Source organism: Acidobacterium sp. FHG110202_01 (genome assembly GCF_059115305.1).
Map to the genome: position 1 here is coordinate 1 of NZ_JBZYWJ010000003.1, position 15,532 is coordinate 15,532.

A 15,532-nucleotide genomic window follows, 5' to 3' on the forward strand; every position below is an offset into this window, starting at 1 on the left:
GGTCCTGGCGGCGGCGTCCCTGGCCCGCAGATTGCAGCTGGTCCTGGCGGCGGCGTCCCTGGCCCGCAGATTGCAGCTGGTCCTGGCGGCGGCGTCCCTGGCCCGCAGATTGCAGCTGGTCCTGGCGGCGGTGTCCCTGGCCCGCAGATTGCAGCTGGTCCTGGCGGCGGTGTCCCTGGCCCGCAGGCTCTTGTTTAGCTGAGATATAAACGTTGATAAAAAAAATAATTTCGATAATGAATCAGCGTAAGATGCGCTTATGCAGCTGTCATTGCTGGATTACTCGCTTTGGGGACTTAGCTTTGTAGGGTATCTTGCAGTAGTTGCTGTCCTTTTGTTTTACAAAAGGTGGAAGCAGTTCCCAGTTTTCACTCTGTGGATGGGCTTCTTTATTGTTCAGTCAGTCGTGCTGTTTTTCATCAGCCGACTTGGTAATCGCCATTCCTATGATGCTGCTTATTGGAGCTTGTTTGTAATCGACATTCTGCTGCAGCTCGCACTGATCGTTGAAATGGCGCGGATTGTGCTCAGGCCAACAGGGACGTGGGTTCATGATGCGCGCATGACATTCATCTCACTGGGTATTGCCGGAGCTGCTATTGCACTGGGACTGTCCTATGTGGTGAAACCTCATGCACAGGCAGGATATGGAGAGTGGGGTGTCCGTGCCTATCTCTTCACCAGCTTGCTTTTTTGCGAATTGTTTTTCGCTATGATGTTTTCTGCCCAAAAACTAGGGCTGGTTTGGAGAAACCATGTCATGGGACTGGGGCAGGGGCTGATGGTCTGGGCATTGACTTCCGCGCTGGTTGACACTGCGCACAGCTACTTCACGGCATCATCTCGTCCTGTGTTCTCCATGCTGGAGCACATTCGTACAATTGCCTGGATCGGGGCAACCATTTATTGGATCATCATCTTCTGGCTTCCGGAGCCGGAGCGGCGTCCACTTTCGCCAGAAATGCAAAAATATTTGATTGCTTTGCACCAAAAAGTACAATACGATGCTTCCCAGGTTAGTAGTGCGCCAAATTCTCGTTGAGAGCTAGCCCTGATGCCAATTGTTCTGCTTCTCGCCTTCGTAGTTCTTCTCGCTGCCGGACTGGTCTCTATGCAGATCAGTGCGCAGCGTCTACGCTCCGCTTCATGGGAAGACCTGATTGCGAAGTTGCAGCCGATGCATGCCCGTGGTCTGGAAATGGTCGCTCTCGATAACCTTCAGCCTAAGCCCAATCAGCTCAAGCTGGAGCCTCAGCATTTGTGGGGATTGATTGGCGGCAAAGAAGGCCTGCGCCGGATGCGGTACAATGCCGACCTGCTGATTGGGCTGGCAGCCTATGTCCAGCGCTGGAACTTTGAAGAAGGCGTCATTGTCACTGAACGGATGCGTCACGATGCTATCCAGCTGAAGCGTGCTGTCTTCCGCATCCGGATGGAGATGCTGTTTCGTCGCAGCCAGCTTCGGACACCTTTCTACATTCATCAAGCTGCGTCAGCATATTATCTGATGACCAAGCGCCTCCTGGCCCTTTATGAGACGAGCCACGCCGGACTTCTGCCCGTGCTGGCTGAGGCGATGTAATCTCCTCAAATTATTTGTTTATCCACTCATAATCTTTTTGTGCGCCCTATACTCTTTAGGTGATGGCTACCTCTCTTAAGCGGCATTTAAGCCGCTCTGTTTCTCTGCAACAGCGTGCTGAAAGGCTTTTTCCGGGCGGAGTAGACTCGCCTGTACGCGCATTCCGCGCCGTTGGTGGAAATCCTCCCTTTGTCGTAAAGGGAGAAGGCGCGTATCTCTGGGATGCCGACGGCAACCGCTACCTTGACTACTTCGGCTCATGGGGGCCCATGATTCTGGGCCATGCGTTTCCGCCCACGGTGGAAGCTATTCGGAAGGCAGCAGCGAGTAGCGCGAGTTTCGGCGCCTCCACCCCAACTGAAGGCGATCTTGCGGAGCTGGTCACACAGGCTTTTCCTGCGGTGGAAAAGCTGCGCTTCGTCAACTCCGGGACAGAAGCGACGATGTCGGCTATCCGCCTTGCCCGCGCCTTTACGGGACGCAAGTACGTCATCAAGTTTGAAGGCTGCTATCACGGCCACGCTGACGGATTACTGGTGAAAGCCGGCTCTGGCGTGGCGACTTTCGGTATTCCTGGTTCCGCCGGAGTTCCGGAAGAAATCGCACACTTCACGCTGGCGCTCCCGTTCAATGACGTACCTGCGCTAGAAGCAGCGTTCGCAGAGCATCGCGGTGAAATTGCCTGTGTGATCGTTGAACCGGTTGTCGGCAACATGGGCTGCGTTCCACCTGCGGAAGGCTATCTGCAGGCGCTTCGTGATATCACACTTCAGGAACACGCCCTGTTGATCTTCGACGAAGTCATGACCGGCTTCCGCCTCTCCTTCGGAGGAGCGCAGGAACTATTCGGCATTCGGCCTGACCTGACGACAATGGGAAAGATCCTTGGCGGTGGATTGCCGTGTGGTGCATTTGGCGGACGGGCCGACATCATGGATCTGCTGGCTCCGCTTGGGCCGGTGTATCAGGCGGGCACGCTCAGTGGAAACCCACTGGCGATGGCTGTCGGCATTGCAACCCTCGGATATTTGAAGGAACATCGCAGCGAGGTTTATTCGCAGCTTGAAACCTTGACTGCAGCGGTTGCTGAAGGTGTTGCGGCTGAAGCAGCGAAGGCTGGCATTCCCGTTACGACGAACCGTGTGGGCTCGATGTTCACCTGGTTTTTCACCAGCTCCCACGTTACGGATTTCGCTTCGGCATCGACCTCAGACACAACAGCATTTGCGCGCTTTCATCAAGCCATGCTGGACAACGGCGTGTGGCTGCCTCCATCGCAGTTTGAAGCGGCATTTCTGAGCACAGCGCATACGATGGATGATGTGGCTACGACAATTGCCGCGGCCAGGGATGCCTTTGCCGCAAGCTAACCCCAGGCATCGATCGTCACGAATCGGATTCCTTCGCTCCTGGCTGCTTCGATTAGAGAGTCAGTTGCTGCAACTGTGTGACTGCGGTCCTGCCCGATGCTGGCTTGTCCTCCATCATGCAGAAGCAGGTTTGAACCAGCACCGCGTTTCCTGTTTCGCCTGATTCCTTCTTGCAGATTCGCGAGCACTGCGTCTGAAGTCGTCTGTTTCCAGTCATAGCCCATTGCGTTCCATAGCACCGGAGTCAGTCCAAGCTTGCGCGCGGTGTGCAGCACATCTGGACGGCGGGCGCCATGCGGCGGACGGAAGTAGCGGACAGGCTCACCCAGGGCATCTTCAATCGCAGCGTTGCAGTTTTTCAGCTCTTCATGGACGTGTTTCGGCGATTGGAACAGAAGCACAGGATGTGTCGTGGTATGGTTGCCCACAAGGTGCCCGGCGGAGCGGATGGCGCGAACTATGTCGGGGCGCTGGCGCACAAAGCGTCCGATCAGGAAAAAGGTTGCGCGGACGTTGTGCCGGGCGAGCACGTCGAGCAGCTGTTGGGTGTAGGGATCGTTGGGGCCGTCGTCGTAGGTCAGGGCGAATTCACTGGCGTCTTTGCCACCGATAATTGCCGGGCCGAAGATCTGCGAAGTGGGCCACATGGCGGCATAGACGTATCCGCCTGCGGCGAGAGTTACCGCGGCTCCGGTGGCGGCCAGTGTGGTGAGCATTGGATTTAGTGTAGCCTGCGGCTAGCGCAGCAAAGCCCAAGCATGATATCTTCGTCTTTTCTTCGCTAAACAGCGGAGTTGGTATGGCCAAACTTTTTGAACAGCCTCAATTTATTGCCGTCGAAGGCCCTATTCGCGTTGGCAAGTCATCGCTGGCGCAGTTGCTGGCCGAACGGCTGCATGCGCGTCGGATTGTTGAGCCGGAGAACAATCCTTTTCTCGACCGCTTTTATCAGAGTGAGCCGGGAACGGCGTTCTCTGCGCAGATGTGGTTCCTGGTGGAACGCTATGAGCAATTGCATCCGGTAAAGAAATCGGAAGGGCCTGTTGTCGCCGATTACATCTTTGAAAAGGACAAGCTTTTTGCCTACGTCAACCTCAGCGATGCTGAGCTTGCTCTCTACAACCGCTACTACCAGATGCTCCGTGAGAGCGTGCCTACGCCGGATCTCGTAATCTATCTGCAGGCTAAGCCGGATGTGCTCAAAACAAGGCTGAAACGCAAAGGTGTCGCCGGCGAGCGCGCCATCAGTGATGGCTACATCGAGCAGCTGGCAGCCGCCTATGAGCATTTTTTCTTTCACTACTCGGCCAGCGATCTGCTGGTGGTGAATACCTCGGACATCGATTTTGTGAATAACAACCGCGACCTGCAATTGCTGCTGAAGCGGCTGTCTGAGCCGGTAAAAGGCACTCAGTATTTTCTACCTCTGGGTGATAGTGCTGCGGGATAAAAATCCTTTAACCGCAGAGGACGCAAGGAGCGCGGAGATCTGCAGAAAATTCTTTTACCACTGAGTTCACAGAGAGGACGGAGTGAATTGCAGTCCTTCGACTTCGCTCAGGATGACAAATGCAAAAGAAAGAGGGCGCGATGATTGTGCGCCCTCTTTGCTAAATTGCCAGTTCGAATCCCTGTACAAGCATGAATGGCACGCGAAAAGCGCGCGTCTGCTCCATGCAATGGTTAGGCTGCGGCTGGCTTTGCCAGGGCGGCCTTCGCCTGCTCGACCAGAGCGGTGAATCCCTGGGCGTCGTTCACGGCGATGTCGGCGAGCACCTTGCGGTCGAGCTCTACGCCGGCCTTCTTGAGGCCGTTGATGAACTGCGAGTAGCTGATGCCGTTCTGATTGGCGGCGGCGTTGATGCGCACGATCCACAGCGAACGATACTGGCGCTTTTTCTGGCGGCGGCCGGAGTAGGCGAACTTGAGTCCGCGCTCGACGGCTTCCTGCGCTGCCTGGTAGAGCTTCGATTTTGTAAGAAAATAACCGCTTGCGCGCTTCAGAATCTTTTTGCGCCGGTCACTGCGTTTGGTTCCACGTTTAACGCGGGGCATTGCTGGTTCTCCTTTTTGCGTTTCGTTCTGCGGCTGGAGGCAGGAGCTGTTCGCTTAACCTCTTCACTCGCTTTTTCTTGCCTGGATCGCTCGGCCAGATGGCCGGGGTCTTCGTAACGCTTGCCGGAAGACCTTAGATTCGAAAATCGAGATCAGGCGTATGGGATCATGCGGGCCACCTTCGCGTGGTCGGCGTCCGAAACCAGGGCGCTGTGTGCGAGCTTGCGCTTGGTCTTGGTCTCCTTCGACGTGAGGATGTGGCGCATCTTGGACTGGCCGCGCTTGATTTTGCCGGTGCCAGTCTTCTTGAAGCGCTTGGCCGCGCCCCTGTGTGTCTTCAATTTGGGCATGGTTATCCTGCTTGGAAAAACAGTAGGTACAGCAGCATTCAGTATACGGGTTTTCAGGGGTTTGCGCTACCGGATGCCCAGTTCTTCTAACCCTCCCCCTGTTTTGTACGGGGATTGTTTGTTTTCAGTAATTTATGCTGAAATCGCTGTACGGAGATCCTTTGTTTTCAGTGAATTACAAAAAGACGCACGAGAAAGGCTCACGCACGATGAGGCGATTCGCTCCGTATGGTTTTAGTTTAGCAAATCAGGTGGAAATTATATGCACTTATAAACGGTTATATATCAAATAGTTAAACGGGTTGGCTCTTGACAATTTACGGCCGGAAGGAATTACCCCCCGTTAGCTCCGCGAACGTGGGGCACCCGTTTTCTCACCGCAGAGCCATGCTTACTGCAAATTGCGGTCCCAGATGCGCGTCAGAAGCATATCTTTGCCGTCGATGGCGTTCTTTATAGCAGCCTGGTTGTTTCCGGTAAATTCTACTCGGAAGGTTTTGAGCTCCTGATCGGCCGGATCGATGGAGCCGTGACGTTTCGCATGCACGACTTCGAAGACCAGTGTGCCTCCCTCCAGGCGAGGGTGAATCAGCTGAACGAGGTCGCCCCGCGTGGCGGTGTATGGGCCATCTGGCTGCTTGATGAGCAGATAGAAGATGATCTGGCCGCTCAGCTTGCCGTTGCAGTCGTTCAGTTCGAGGGCAATGAATGGCTGGTCGTGTTCCCTTGCTGTCCAGACACCTGCGTAGGGGGAATCGGCTGCCCATGCCGGGTGAGTTGCGATCGCGAGAAGAAGTCCTAACAGGCTGAACGTGAGTGTACGTTTCATTTGAGCACCTCAGGGGCTGAAGCCCCGTTGCATTGCCACTGAATTGCGAGGGCTAAAGCCCCTCGCCTACCTTTTCCCCGCTATGCTGCTGACATTTGTGGTTCCCATCCTTTCGGCGAAAAACCTGCCGAAAGGATGGGGCACCCCTTTTCGTGGCCCGATCAGCGCACTTGTTACTGTTTTGCTACAGAGGCCATGGCTAATGTTCCGCCGAGGCCCATGGTTTCTACAGCTGAAGACGGCACGATCACGGTTGAGCCTTTGTCGCGGATGGCCTCGTAGAGCATGTTCATGGCACGCAGGTGCAGGGCTACGGGATTATTGCTGTATGCCTGCGAGGCCTGCGCGAACTGGTCGGAGACCTGGACTTCGGCTTCGCCCAGGATGACGCGCGCCTGGCGCTCCCGCTCTGCCTGTGCCTGCTGCGACATGGCGTTCTCAAGGCCCTGAGGGATGCGCACGTCGCGAATCTCGACTGACTGCACGGTGATTCCCCACGACGTGGTCTTGGCATCGAGAATCTTCTGGAGCTCCTCGCCCAGCATTTCGCGCTCGGTGATCATCTGGCCCAGGTGGTGGCGTCCGATAGACTCACGCAACGCTGTGTGCGCGCTCAGGGTGATGGCCTCGACGAAGTCTTCGACTTCGAGGATGGCCTTTTCCGCATTCCAGACCAGCCAGAAGATGATCGCGTCGACGTCGACCGGCACAGTATCGCGTGTGAGGGTGGATTCAGCATTGATGGTGGCGAGACGGATGCGCTGGTCGACGTAGCGGCTCAGCGTGTCGATGACGGGGACGATGAAAAAGACTCCGGGGCCGCGCAGGCCTTTGTATTTGCCGAAGCGCAACACAGCGACGCGCTCCCATTGGCTGACCACCTTAATCGCAAAAAGAAAGTAGATTCCGATCACGGCGGCCACAGCAGCAAAGGCTGCATTGTGGGTGAGCGCCGAGGCTGCTCCGCCAAGAATGACGCATACAAGAAACACTGTTCTGCCTACACTGCTGACCTGACCAATTCTTGCCATGTCATCTCCTCTTTCTTCCGGCTTCCGATTGAACTTCGCGTAAAATATCGAGCACCTCCTGCAGAGTGAATCCGCCGGCTCCGGCGCGCGAAACAAATTCGTTCACCAGCTGGGAGAGCGCGCGTTCACGCTCTGCCTTTGATTGATCAATTTTGCGGCTGGTGATGAAGGTGCCAGTACCCTGCTGCGTGTCGACGATACCGCGAATCTCCATCTCGCGATAGGCGCGCAGCACGGTGTTGGGATTGATGGCGAGATCGACGGCCACCTGCCGCACGGTGGGCAGCTGCTCGCCATACTCGAGCGTTCCTGCAGCGATGCCGGCCTGCACCTGATCGATGATCTGGCGGAAGACGGGCACGCCGCTGTGGAGATCAAGACGGAAGGCGAACGCTTTTGATGGAGCCGGAGTCATAATCTATTTAACTATTGTACTAATTAAATAGAACATTGCAAGAGGAAATTTTTATTTTTTTTGGGTTTCCGCCGCCAGGTGGATTTCCGGCAAATCTCCCACGTTAGCTTCGCGAACGTGGGGCACCCAGGTTTTGCAGGCCTAAGCAGGGGAATCAAAACAGATATTGAAAATGCGCCAACCATGATGGCATTTCGCTCATCTTTTGTTCTTTACTAACGATGAGCAATACATCACTTCCCATTAAGGATCTGCATTTTATGGCGACTCTTCCGACACCCAACTCAGCAGATAAGTACCTCGTGGCCTTTGTGATCGCGGGCGACGACGTCTTCAAGGTCACAACCGATAACGTTATTCAGGCCGGGCACGGCGCCGGAACTCCGGCATTTGAAGGCGTGGCCAAGCTGAAGGCCGCGGCGGCGCTCTTTCAGCTCACAGACATCCATAACCAGCGGCCCAATGAACTGCGCAAGATGGCGCGCGAGATGGCCATTGAAGGCATGGCGCTGCTGACGAGGGCCAGTTCCGTCCCGAGGCTGACTACCGCAACTTCGGAAAGCTCGGTAGCATAGTCTTTTGTCAGGATTTTCTCCCTAGTTGATTTTTTCCTGCCTGATGTAGCCTGTGGCATGGAGGCACCGAAGAGTGCCCGCTCGGGCTTGCAAGACCTATAAATAAAATCGAGTGAGAGAGTCGCCGAAGTGTGGAGTGATTTTGAATCCGAAAGCGTTGCCGGACGCTATCCGCTGGGCAAGCTCGTCCGGTCAGAAGGTCGTTATGGATGGTTTGAGACGAAATTCAAAGAAAAACCGGCCATCATCAGCCTGATCGAGTCCTTGAATGACGAGGATGTGCTGCTCGAACGCCTGAAGGCTGCTGAGAAGGTCCACCATCCCAATGTTGCCGAGATCTACGAAACGGGCACGACCAAACTGAAGGACACGCCGCTGGTCTACGCGGTGATGGAGTTTACCGAAGAGAATCTCGAAGACGTGCTGCGCTCGCGTGCGCTTTCTGCCGATGAAGCGAAGGTAGTGGCAGAAAGCCTGGTGGGTGCGCTGGCCGCAGTTCACAAGGAGCGGCTGGTTTGTGGCGAGATTGAGGATTCGAGTGTGCTCGCTGCAGGTGACACGATCAAGCTGCGCAGCGACCGGCTGCATAACAACCACACATCGCCGGACACTGCCTTTCAATCGCTGGCAGCCAAGGATGTGCAAGCATTGGGAATTCTGCTTTACCGGTGCCTGACGCAGAAGTCGCCAAAGCTCGACGGAAACGATCCTTCGATTCAGCTTTTGCCGCAGCCTTTTGTGGGCGTGGTGCGCAGGGCTCTGAGCGAGAAGGCGACAACGGATGAGATTGCGGCGCTGCTGCGCGGCGAAACCACTCCGGCAGCTCCAGCAGCAGCGGCGTCTAAGCCCGTGGCTGCATCACCAGCAACAGCCCCGGCTCCATCTCCGGCGGCAGCGGCATCAGCAAAAACGGACGAGAAGAAGCTACCTTTACCTGTATCGCTGTCTGAGTCTGAACCTGAGCTTAAGCCGCGGGCTCGCGTCATCGAAAAAGACGATGAGGATGATGACCTGTTCAAGGACAGCAGCTCATCCAGAAGATCGCCATGGCTGGTTGCCGGAATTCTCGCGGCACTTGTCATTGCTGGCTTTGTGCTGAAGGCAATGTTCTATCCTTCGGGTGGCGCGTCCCGGCCATCTCCTGCGCAGAACGCTCCTGCGGCTGCTCCAACTTCTTCGCCTGCTGCAACGCAGCCCCCTGCACCCGCGCCTCAGGCTTCGGCCCCTGCTCCGGCGGCACCGCAAGCCACTCCACCACAGCCTGCTCCGGAAACTGCACAAGCACCACCGCCATCGGCTCCCCAGCCGGAAACAACTGCAGCTCCGGCGGAACCAGCAACACCACAGACACCGCCAAACAGGAATGCGTCCTGGCGGGTTGTGGCTTTTACCTACAACCATCAGGACCAGGCAGAGCACAAGGCGCGCACGATTAACAGCCAGCACCCTGATTTACAGGCTGGGATATTTGCTCCTAGAGAAAATCATCCTCCGTACCTGGTGACTCTGGGTGGATGGATGGAACGCGATGAGGCGTTCCGGTACCTCCACAATGCTGTGCTCAAAGGGCTGCCACACGATACTTACGCGCGAAATTATCCGCAACGCTAAAACTACCCCACGTTAGCTCCGCTTCCGCTCCGCGAACATGGGGCACCCGTTTTTGCGGGAACTTATGCCTGAGCTGCCGGGGTTGGCTGAGCGGCAGGAGGCTTCGGCGGAGCGGGCTTCTTTGGAGCTTCCTTCTTTGTGGGAGCAAGGATGGCGTGCAGCGTGGTGCCTTCCATGCGCGGCATGAATTCAACTGTGCCGGTGTCGCCTATGTCCTGAATGAGCCGGTTGATGATGGCATAGCCCAGCTCGCGGTGGGCCATCTGGCGGCCCTTGAAGCGCAACGATGCCTTCACCTTGTCACCTTCAGTCAGGAAGCGGACAGCCTGGTTCTTCTTCGTCTGGTAGTCGTGTTCGTCGACGGTGACGGAGAACTTCACTTCCTTAATGGTGATGACCTTCTGCTTTTTGCGCGCTGCGCGCTCGCTCTTGTCTTTTTCGTAGAGATATTTGCCGTAGTCCTGAATGCGGCAAACGGGCGGAACGGCGTTGGGCGAAATTTCAACGAGATCAAGGCCTCGTTCACGGGCGATCTTGAGAGCTTCAAATGGCGGCAGGATGCCGAGCTGCTCGCCTTTTTCGTCGATCACGCGGATTTCGCGGGCGCGGATTCTTTCATTAATGCGGATAAATTGCTTAGCCGAACGCTTGTCTAACTGTGCGATGGGTGTCCTCCAAAAGTGTGACGCAAACTCTGCGCCCCTACTCAGTATAGCAACTTGCTCTGCTTCTTTTTAGATGCTGGAGCTGCCGCGAAGTCCATCTTCGCTCAGATCTGTGATCTGTACGAGGATGGTGCGGTTTGCAGGGAATTCCGTTTCAACTTCTACTTTCAGGAAGTTGTCTGAAAGTGCCGGAGTATGTCCGTTATGGCTGCCTTCGAGTGTCACTACGCTCAGCTCGCTGCCAATGAAGCTTTCGCGGAATGACTGGTTCTTTTCGCGATTCAGCTGGCGCAGGGCGGCAATGCGCTCTTCAACGGCGCGGGCTGGAACCGGGTGGTTTCGATGCAGAGTGGCTGCGGGCGTTCCCGGACGCGCGGAGAATGGGAACAGGTGCAGGTAGGTAAACGGCTGCGCAGCGATGAAGTCGTAGCTTTCCTGAAACAGGGCGTCTGTTTCGCCGGGGAAGCCGATCATCACGTCAGCTCCAATAGCGGCGTCCGGCATCAGGCTGCGGATCTGAGCCAGCTTTTCCGCGTAATGCCATGGGCGGTAGCGGCGATGCATGCGGCGCAGGATCGCGTCTGATCCGGACTGCAGTGGAAGGTGCGCATGGCGCGCGAGCCTGCCTGCGGGCGCGTATTGCGCGAAGAGCGCGAGTAACTCGGGCGTCCAGTCCATGGGTTCGATAGAGCTGAGGCGCAGGCGCGGCAGCAAGGTCTGTTCGAGAATAGCCGCGACGAGATCGGAGAATCGCTGCTGCGGGCTGAGGTCGCGTCCCCAGCGACCGAGGTTGATGCCGGAAAGGACCAACTCCTGTCCGCCGCTTTCCGCAAAACGATTCGCGGAGTCAAGGCATTCTACGAGTGAAACGGAACGGCTGGGGCCGCGCGTTTCCGGGATGATACAGAAGGAGCAGCGGTTGGCGCAGCCGTCCTGCACCTTGAGATTTGGGCGCGTCTGGTGTGCGTCTTCCGCAAAGGGCAGCGCGGCCAGCTCGGCGTGAGCAAAATTTTCGTCGTGCAGGACGGGAACACTGTTCACCAGATGCGCCAGAGGAACAAAGCTTGATGGCTCCGTGATCCCCTGCACAGTGAGAGACTTGTGGCTGTTGCCGATGATCGATGAGACGCCTTCGATCTCTGCAACTTCTTCGGGAGCACGCTGAGCGTAGCATCCGGTAACGACGATCTTTGCCTGCGGATTGCGCCGGTGCACGCGGCGAATGAAAGCGCGGGCGGCGCGATCAGCTTCTTCCGTAACGCTGCAGGTGTTTACAACCACGACGCTGGCGGTCGAGAAGCCCTGGGCTGGCGCGAGGCCGCGATGGCGCAGACCTGCGGCGATGGCCTCTCCATCAGAGCGGCTGGCGCGGCACCCAAAGTTCTCGACGTGATATTCTGCCACGTTGTCAGTGTAACAACCGGGCTTTTGGCCCTCGCCGGACCGGATAATTCCCTTACTTGCGATTCGTGCAGAGTGGTGTAGTCTGAAGCAGCGGCGGAAAATCAGTAAATGCAGGAGTACGGTATGAAACGGCGCATTTTGCTCGTGGATGATGAACTGGCGGTTCTGCTGACCTTGAAGGCAGTCCTCGAAATCAATGGCTTTGAAGTCGAAACAGCGGCTTCGGCACGCGAGGCGAAATCCAAGATCAAGAACAGCGAATTTCACATGGTCATTACCGACATGCGCATGGAAAGCGAAAGCTCGGGCCGCGAAGTGGTGCAGGCGGCGAAGAAGGCTCCTTACAAGCCTGCAGTCGCCATGCTGACCGCATTTCCGCAATCGGATTCCGAGCTGGGAGACCACGGCGCCGATGAAATGCTGGTGAAGCCCATGAACACCCAGGATCTTCTGGTGCAGATTGAGGCCCTGCTGGTGACGCACGAAGACAAAAAGCGTGTCCAGAGCGAAAGAGACCTGCTGCTGGTGGGTGCGAGAGAATCAGCTTCTGCCAAACGTCCCGCATCCTCCCGCAAAGTTGCAGCCAGCCGCTCCAAGTAAGTTCTTCCTAAAGCCGTTAACGCGGAAACACATCAACAAATCAATTGAGCTTACAAGGCAGCCGGCCGGCTTGGCGCTGGAACAGCAGTGGCAATCCCCGGCCCACGTTTCTTTTGAAAGCACTGGCGACAAAGCACGGGACGGCCCTGAGTCGGCTTGAAAGGCACAGTAGTTTCCGCACCGCAGTCCGAACAGACGGTCCGGGTTTCCGTGCGGGCGGCCATGCCTCCAGCGGCGCGCTTGGCTTTGCACTGCTTACATCGCTTGGGATCATTTTTGAACTGCTTGTCGTGAAAGAAAAGCTGTTCGCCCGCGGTAAAAACGAACTCATTACCGCAGTCGACGCATGTGAGAATCTTGTCGATGAAGTCCATGTTGGCGTCCCCAGCTCTTAGCGAAAACGCAGAGCCCTTCACTCCCTGAGATAGTGAGCGAAAGTACCTGTTTCATAACAACTGCACCGTTTTTTTGAACAAAGGACCGGGCCGCGGTGAGGAGCGGCGAGTGCCAGGCATCTAATCACACTGGCATGACATGCCGAGAAGGCATGCCGATGGGACTGCAAAGAGTTTTATTTACAGATTCAACGTAGTTCAGCCCTATCGCGCTCTGATGTCGCGATAGGGCCAGTGTGTTTCGAACGGAGGATATTAGTCCTGTTCCTTGCGGGCTTTCTTGCGATTCCGCTTGCGCGCCAGCGCTTCCTTCATGCGGCGCTTTTCGCCGGGCTTCAGGTAGAAGGAGTGACGTTTTACTTCCTTGATGATGTCCTCCTGTTGTACCTTGCGCTTAAACCGGCGCAATGCATTTTCAAGCGGTTCGCCTTCCTGCACACGAACCTCTGCCAATGGAACTACACCTCCAAACCAGCCCACTAGGGCCTATATAGATTACCGGATTTTGAGGAAAGAGGCGAGTTTTTAAGATTGTCCGGTATTGGTCAATTTGAACCCCATAGGACGCTATGGAGAATCACCTGGATGATGTGAATTTCTTGAGTACATTGACCTGTTCTCGTAAATCGAGGGGACTAATGAACGACGATCGGATCACCAACGGGCTTTGCGGCACTCCAGCTACTCGGTGATCACACGATCGGCCCACTCTACGAGAGAGACAAAGATTGCCGGATTGCCAAACTTCGCTCCCCACTGATCCAAGTCGGTTTGTACAACGGACCGCGCCCGGCAACAGGCGCCGCATGCATAGATAGGAACGCGGCGTCCAGCAACCTTGGTGAGGGTCTCTTCAAGCGGCGGCCAGCCGACTGGTACCACGGCGCTGGCAACCGACTTGCGCATCAGCGAAACGGCTTCCCCCAGCAGGAAGATCTGGACCGAGTGCCCGGCTTCGGAGAGCGCGAGTCCGTGGAGAAAGGGAAACGCCGCCTTCGTGGGATCATCGGAGCCCCAGGCGCTTTTCATCATGACTTTGAGTGATTTGTGCACCGATTCCTGACCCCAGGCTGTCAGACCAAGGAGTGGCAACACCATCATCTGTCGAAGAAAGAAACGTCGTGCCATAAAGACCTCGTGGAATGGGGACTCAGTATAGCAACCGATCGAGGGCTCGGTGTCAACTTTTCAAGACGCTGCAGTTCTCACGAAAAGGACAACAGTGAATTCTCGCCGGCCGCCGTCCTCTATCCGTACTAACGCTGTATGAAAATCGCCATCCATGTAAGTCATCTGTCAAGAAAAAGCACGAGAGATCTGGGCGCGCTCAGGAGAGCGCGCATTGCTTCTGATCCGATCATCCGCCTGCGCGCGTGAGCCTCTCGGCTGGTGATCCCTGCTCCCGCAGGACCTGACATCCATTTGCTGCCTCAAGCTCCGAAGAGCCGTCGCAGAAGATTGAGTTTGTGTTCTCTGCCAGTCCCGAAACAATGCGAAGTGAGCCTCGGGAGTTTCCTCCGTCGCCCGGGCGATTTGTTGCAGGACCTGGCAGCCTGCGCATTGAATGATCTTTTTTTCCCTAATTAGGAAGGTTTTTTTCAAACCACGGCTTTGGCCGCCAGCTCTTCGGCCGGCACAAAGTCCTGTTGCCTGCGGTCCACCGCGAGCATGTAGGCCACCAGTTTCCTTGCTACTGCCAGGGTGGCCCGATTCTTATTCCCTCGTTGGATTTCCTTGTCCCGAAGGAGTGCCAGTTCGTGGGAGTAGCGGGGCGCCAGCTTGGCGGCTTCCACAAGCACATGTTGGATGTGCTTGTTCCTCTGCTTGGAAATCGGCATGCGCATCACCTTGTCGGCGGAACTCTTCTCAGCGCCGCATAGTCCGCAGTAGCTGATGGCTTGCTTCACCGATGGGAAGCGGGTGTAGTCTCCGATCTCCAAGGCCCAGGTCAGCGCGGTGATGGAGCCCACTCCGGGGATCGTTCTCAGCCGTCTCAACCGCTCCGATAGCAGCGAATCCCGTTCCAGTGAACTGATCAGCTCGCGATCCAGTCGCTGTCCCCGCAGGATGTGTTCGCGACCAAGCCTAAGCAGGGACCGGATACTGTCGCTGATCTCCTCGTTGGTCGAGAGCAGCTCGGTGAAGTAACCCATCTTGTGCAGCCGCTGCTTGTCATAGCCGACCCCGCTTTCCATGAGCAGCCCCGATATACGGTTCTTCATCTGCACCACCTGCCTCACTACCAGGTGCCGGTAGCGCAGTGTACGGCGCCGGTCTCGGATCTCGGTCGAAGCCATGTGGCACTTGGGCAGAAAGTCGCACCGCAGGCAGTCGGCGATCTTGCCAGCATCGATCCGATCGTTCTTCTTCTTGGACGCGGCGATGGCCCGCAGCATCAGCGGATGGGCCACCTTCAGCTTCTCGGCATGCGGTAGCAGGTAATCGTAGATCCAGCCGGTGAAGATGGTCGCTTCCATGGCCATCATCCGGGGTTGAGGCAACATCTGGATCCAGCAATCCAGTTCGCGCCGGGTCGATCCGATCTTGCCTTCCCGGTGCACATGACCAGCCGCATCCTTCACGCAATAGATGATCGTCTTCTTGTGAACATCCAGTCCGATGTAATACATATCGTCTCTGAGGAGCCTCC

The 15,532-nt window shown here is 56.3% G+C and carries 20 protein-coding genes; 8 read left to right on the forward strand and 12 right to left on the reverse strand.

Annotated features, from left to right (window positions below; all coding sequences use genetic code 11):
• The 4 genes from AC5S16_RS06340 to hemL form a co-directional block, all read left to right on the forward strand.
• Positions 1–198, forward strand: a 198-nt coding sequence (locus AC5S16_RS06340; protein WP_493929197.1) for a hypothetical protein, incomplete at its 5' end; no start/stop codon positions are given.
• A 61-nt stretch (positions 199–259) separates the two neighbouring features.
• The gene (locus AC5S16_RS06345; protein ID WP_493929198.1) at positions 260–1,042 is read left to right on the forward strand and encodes a hypothetical protein; all 783 of its coding nucleotides are present in this window, start codon (positions 260–262) and stop codon (positions 1,040–1,042) included.
• A 12-nt stretch (positions 1,043–1,054) separates the two neighbouring features.
• Entirely contained in the window at positions 1,055–1,582 is a 528-nt protein-coding gene (locus tag AC5S16_RS06350; RefSeq protein ID WP_493929199.1) for a hypothetical protein, read from the forward strand.
• A gap of 62 nt (positions 1,583–1,644) precedes the next feature.
• Positions 1,645–2,952, forward strand: a complete 1,308-nt coding sequence (gene hemL, locus AC5S16_RS06355) for a glutamate-1-semialdehyde 2,1-aminomutase (protein WP_493929200.1) — start codon at positions 1,645–1,647, stop codon at positions 2,950–2,952.
• On the opposite strand, the gene AC5S16_RS06360 is transcribed toward hemL, so the two are convergent.
• The gene (locus AC5S16_RS06360) at positions 2,949–3,668 is read right to left on the reverse strand and encodes a polysaccharide deacetylase family protein (RefSeq protein ID WP_493929201.1); all 720 of its coding nucleotides are present in this window, start codon (positions 3,666–3,668) and stop codon (positions 2,949–2,951) included. The genes hemL and AC5S16_RS06360 overlap by 4 nt on opposite strands.
• Positions 3,669–3,751: 83 nt before the next feature.
• Between AC5S16_RS06360 and AC5S16_RS06365 the strand changes: the two genes are divergently transcribed.
• Positions 3,752–4,402, forward strand: coding sequence for a deoxynucleoside kinase (locus tag AC5S16_RS06365; protein WP_493929202.1), 651 nt, complete (start codon positions 3,752–3,754; stop codon positions 4,400–4,402).
• A gap of 233 nt (positions 4,403–4,635) precedes the next feature.
• Here the strand turns inward: AC5S16_RS06365 and rplT are convergent, their stop codons facing one another.
• The 5 genes from rplT to AC5S16_RS06390 form a co-directional block, all read right to left on the reverse strand.
• Entirely contained in the window at positions 4,636–5,007 is a 372-nt protein-coding gene (gene rplT / locus AC5S16_RS06370) for a 50S ribosomal protein L20 (protein ID WP_493929203.1), read from the reverse strand.
• A gap of 152 nt (positions 5,008–5,159) precedes the next feature.
• The gene (rpmI, locus tag AC5S16_RS06375; RefSeq protein ID WP_117299858.1) at positions 5,160–5,357 is read right to left on the reverse strand and encodes a 50S ribosomal protein L35; all 198 of its coding nucleotides are present in this window, start codon (positions 5,355–5,357) and stop codon (positions 5,160–5,162) included.
• 391 nt (positions 5,358–5,748) lie between these two features.
• Positions 5,749–6,186, reverse strand: a complete 438-nt coding sequence (locus tag AC5S16_RS06380; RefSeq protein WP_493929204.1) for a hypothetical protein — start codon at positions 6,184–6,186, stop codon at positions 5,749–5,751.
• A gap of 173 nt (positions 6,187–6,359) precedes the next feature.
• Positions 6,360–7,217: a slipin family protein gene (locus AC5S16_RS06385; protein ID WP_493929205.1), complete on the reverse strand. Its 858-nt coding sequence runs from the start codon at positions 7,215–7,217 to the stop codon at positions 6,360–6,362.
• 1 nt (position 7,218) lies between these two features.
• A complete protein-coding gene (locus AC5S16_RS06390; RefSeq protein WP_493929206.1) occupies positions 7,219–7,632 on the reverse strand; it encodes a GntR family transcriptional regulator in 414 nt (137 codons plus the stop codon).
• Between the two features lie 260 nt (positions 7,633–7,892).
• Between AC5S16_RS06390 and AC5S16_RS06395 the strand changes: the two genes are divergently transcribed.
• Together AC5S16_RS06395 and AC5S16_RS06400 are read left to right on the forward strand one after the other, a co-directional pair.
• Positions 7,893–8,207 carry a hypothetical protein gene (locus AC5S16_RS06395; RefSeq protein ID WP_493929207.1) on the forward strand — a complete coding sequence of 105 codons (315 nt, stop codon included), beginning with the start codon at positions 7,893–7,895 and terminating at the stop codon, positions 8,205–8,207.
• A gap of 129 nt (positions 8,208–8,336) precedes the next feature.
• Positions 8,337–9,818, forward strand: coding sequence for a protein kinase family protein (locus tag AC5S16_RS06400; protein WP_493929208.1), 1,482 nt, complete (start codon positions 8,337–8,339; stop codon positions 9,816–9,818).
• Between the two features lie 62 nt (positions 9,819–9,880).
• On the opposite strand, the gene infC is transcribed toward AC5S16_RS06400, so the two are convergent.
• Together infC and mtaB are read right to left on the reverse strand one after the other, a co-directional pair.
• Positions 9,881–10,531 (reverse strand): translation initiation factor IF-3, encoded by a 651-nt coding sequence (gene infC, locus AC5S16_RS06405; protein WP_493929697.1) that lies wholly within the window; start codon positions 10,529–10,531, stop codon positions 9,881–9,883.
• Between the two features lie 21 nt (positions 10,532–10,552).
• A complete protein-coding gene (mtaB, locus tag AC5S16_RS06410; protein WP_493929209.1) occupies positions 10,553–11,887 on the reverse strand; it encodes a tRNA (N(6)-L-threonylcarbamoyladenosine(37)-C(2))-methylthiotransferase MtaB in 1,335 nt (444 codons plus the stop codon).
• A 123-nt stretch (positions 11,888–12,010) separates the two neighbouring features.
• Here mtaB and AC5S16_RS06415 point away from each other — a divergent pair, with 123 nt between their 5' ends.
• On the forward strand, positions 12,011–12,487 hold the full coding sequence (locus AC5S16_RS06415) for a response regulator (RefSeq protein ID WP_493929210.1): 477 nt from the start codon (positions 12,011–12,013) through the stop codon (positions 12,485–12,487).
• Positions 12,488–12,537: 50 nt separating this feature from the next.
• Here the strand turns inward: AC5S16_RS06415 and AC5S16_RS06420 are convergent, their stop codons facing one another.
• From AC5S16_RS06420 to AC5S16_RS06435, 4 genes are all read right to left on the reverse strand, one after another.
• Complete coding sequence (locus AC5S16_RS06420) at positions 12,538–12,861, reverse strand: zinc-ribbon domain containing protein (protein ID WP_493929211.1); 324 nt, start codon at positions 12,859–12,861, stop codon at positions 12,538–12,540.
• Between the two features lie 276 nt (positions 12,862–13,137).
• Positions 13,138–13,335 carry a 30S ribosomal protein S21 gene (gene rpsU, locus AC5S16_RS06425; RefSeq protein ID WP_026442558.1) on the reverse strand — a complete coding sequence of 66 codons (198 nt, stop codon included), beginning with the start codon at positions 13,333–13,335 and terminating at the stop codon, positions 13,138–13,140.
• 228 nt (positions 13,336–13,563) lie between these two features.
• On the reverse strand, positions 13,564–14,010 hold the full coding sequence (locus tag AC5S16_RS06430; RefSeq protein ID WP_493929212.1) for a DsrE family protein: 447 nt from the start codon (positions 14,008–14,010) through the stop codon (positions 13,564–13,566).
• A 470-nt stretch (positions 14,011–14,480) separates the two neighbouring features.
• Complete coding sequence (locus tag AC5S16_RS06435) at positions 14,481–15,512, reverse strand: IS110 family RNA-guided transposase (RefSeq protein ID WP_493929213.1); 1,032 nt, start codon at positions 15,510–15,512, stop codon at positions 14,481–14,483.
• Between the last annotated feature and the right edge of the window lie 20 nt (positions 15,513–15,532).

What these genes read in the sequence shown, in the direction of transcription:
- AC5S16_RS06345 (WP_493929198.1), top strand. Translation starts at nt 260, where the DNA reads ATGCAGCTGTCATTGCTGGATTACTCGCTTTGGGGACTTAGCTTTGTA.
- AC5S16_RS06350 (WP_493929199.1), top strand. Translation starts at nt 1,055, where the DNA reads ATGCCAATTGTTCTGCTTCTCGCCTTCGTAGTTCTTCTCGCTGCCGGA.
- hemL (WP_493929200.1), top strand. Translation starts at nt 1,645, where the DNA reads ATGGCTACCTCTCTTAAGCGGCATTTAAGCCGCTCTGTTTCTCTGCAA.
- AC5S16_RS06360 (WP_493929201.1), bottom strand. Translation starts at nt 3,668, where the DNA reads ATGCTCACCACACTGGCCGCCACCGGAGCCGCGGTAACTCTCGCCGCA.
- AC5S16_RS06365 (WP_493929202.1), top strand. Translation starts at nt 3,752, where the DNA reads ATGGCCAAACTTTTTGAACAGCCTCAATTTATTGCCGTCGAAGGCCCT.
- rplT (WP_493929203.1), bottom strand. Translation starts at nt 5,007, where the DNA reads ATGCCCCGCGTTAAACGTGGAACCAAACGCAGTGACCGGCGCAAAAAG.
- rpmI (WP_117299858.1), bottom strand. Translation starts at nt 5,357, where the DNA reads ATGCCCAAATTGAAGACACACAGGGGCGCGGCCAAGCGCTTCAAGAAG.
- AC5S16_RS06380 (WP_493929204.1), bottom strand. Translation starts at nt 6,186, where the DNA reads ATGAAACGTACACTCACGTTCAGCCTGTTAGGACTTCTTCTCGCGATC.
- AC5S16_RS06385 (WP_493929205.1), bottom strand. Translation starts at nt 7,217, where the DNA reads ATGGCAAGAATTGGTCAGGTCAGCAGTGTAGGCAGAACAGTGTTTCTT.
- AC5S16_RS06390 (WP_493929206.1), bottom strand. Translation starts at nt 7,632, where the DNA reads ATGACTCCGGCTCCATCAAAAGCGTTCGCCTTCCGTCTTGATCTCCAC.
- AC5S16_RS06395 (WP_493929207.1), top strand. Translation starts at nt 7,893, where the DNA reads ATGGCGACTCTTCCGACACCCAACTCAGCAGATAAGTACCTCGTGGCC.
- AC5S16_RS06415 (WP_493929210.1), top strand. Translation starts at nt 12,011, where the DNA reads ATGAAACGGCGCATTTTGCTCGTGGATGATGAACTGGCGGTTCTGCTG.
- AC5S16_RS06420 (WP_493929211.1), bottom strand. Translation starts at nt 12,861, where the DNA reads ATGGACTTCATCGACAAGATTCTCACATGCGTCGACTGCGGTAATGAG.
- AC5S16_RS06430 (WP_493929212.1), bottom strand. Translation starts at nt 14,010, where the DNA reads ATGGCACGACGTTTCTTTCTTCGACAGATGATGGTGTTGCCACTCCTT.
- AC5S16_RS06435 (WP_493929213.1), bottom strand. Translation starts at nt 15,512, where the DNA reads ATGTATTACATCGGACTGGATGTTCACAAGAAGACGATCATCTATTGC.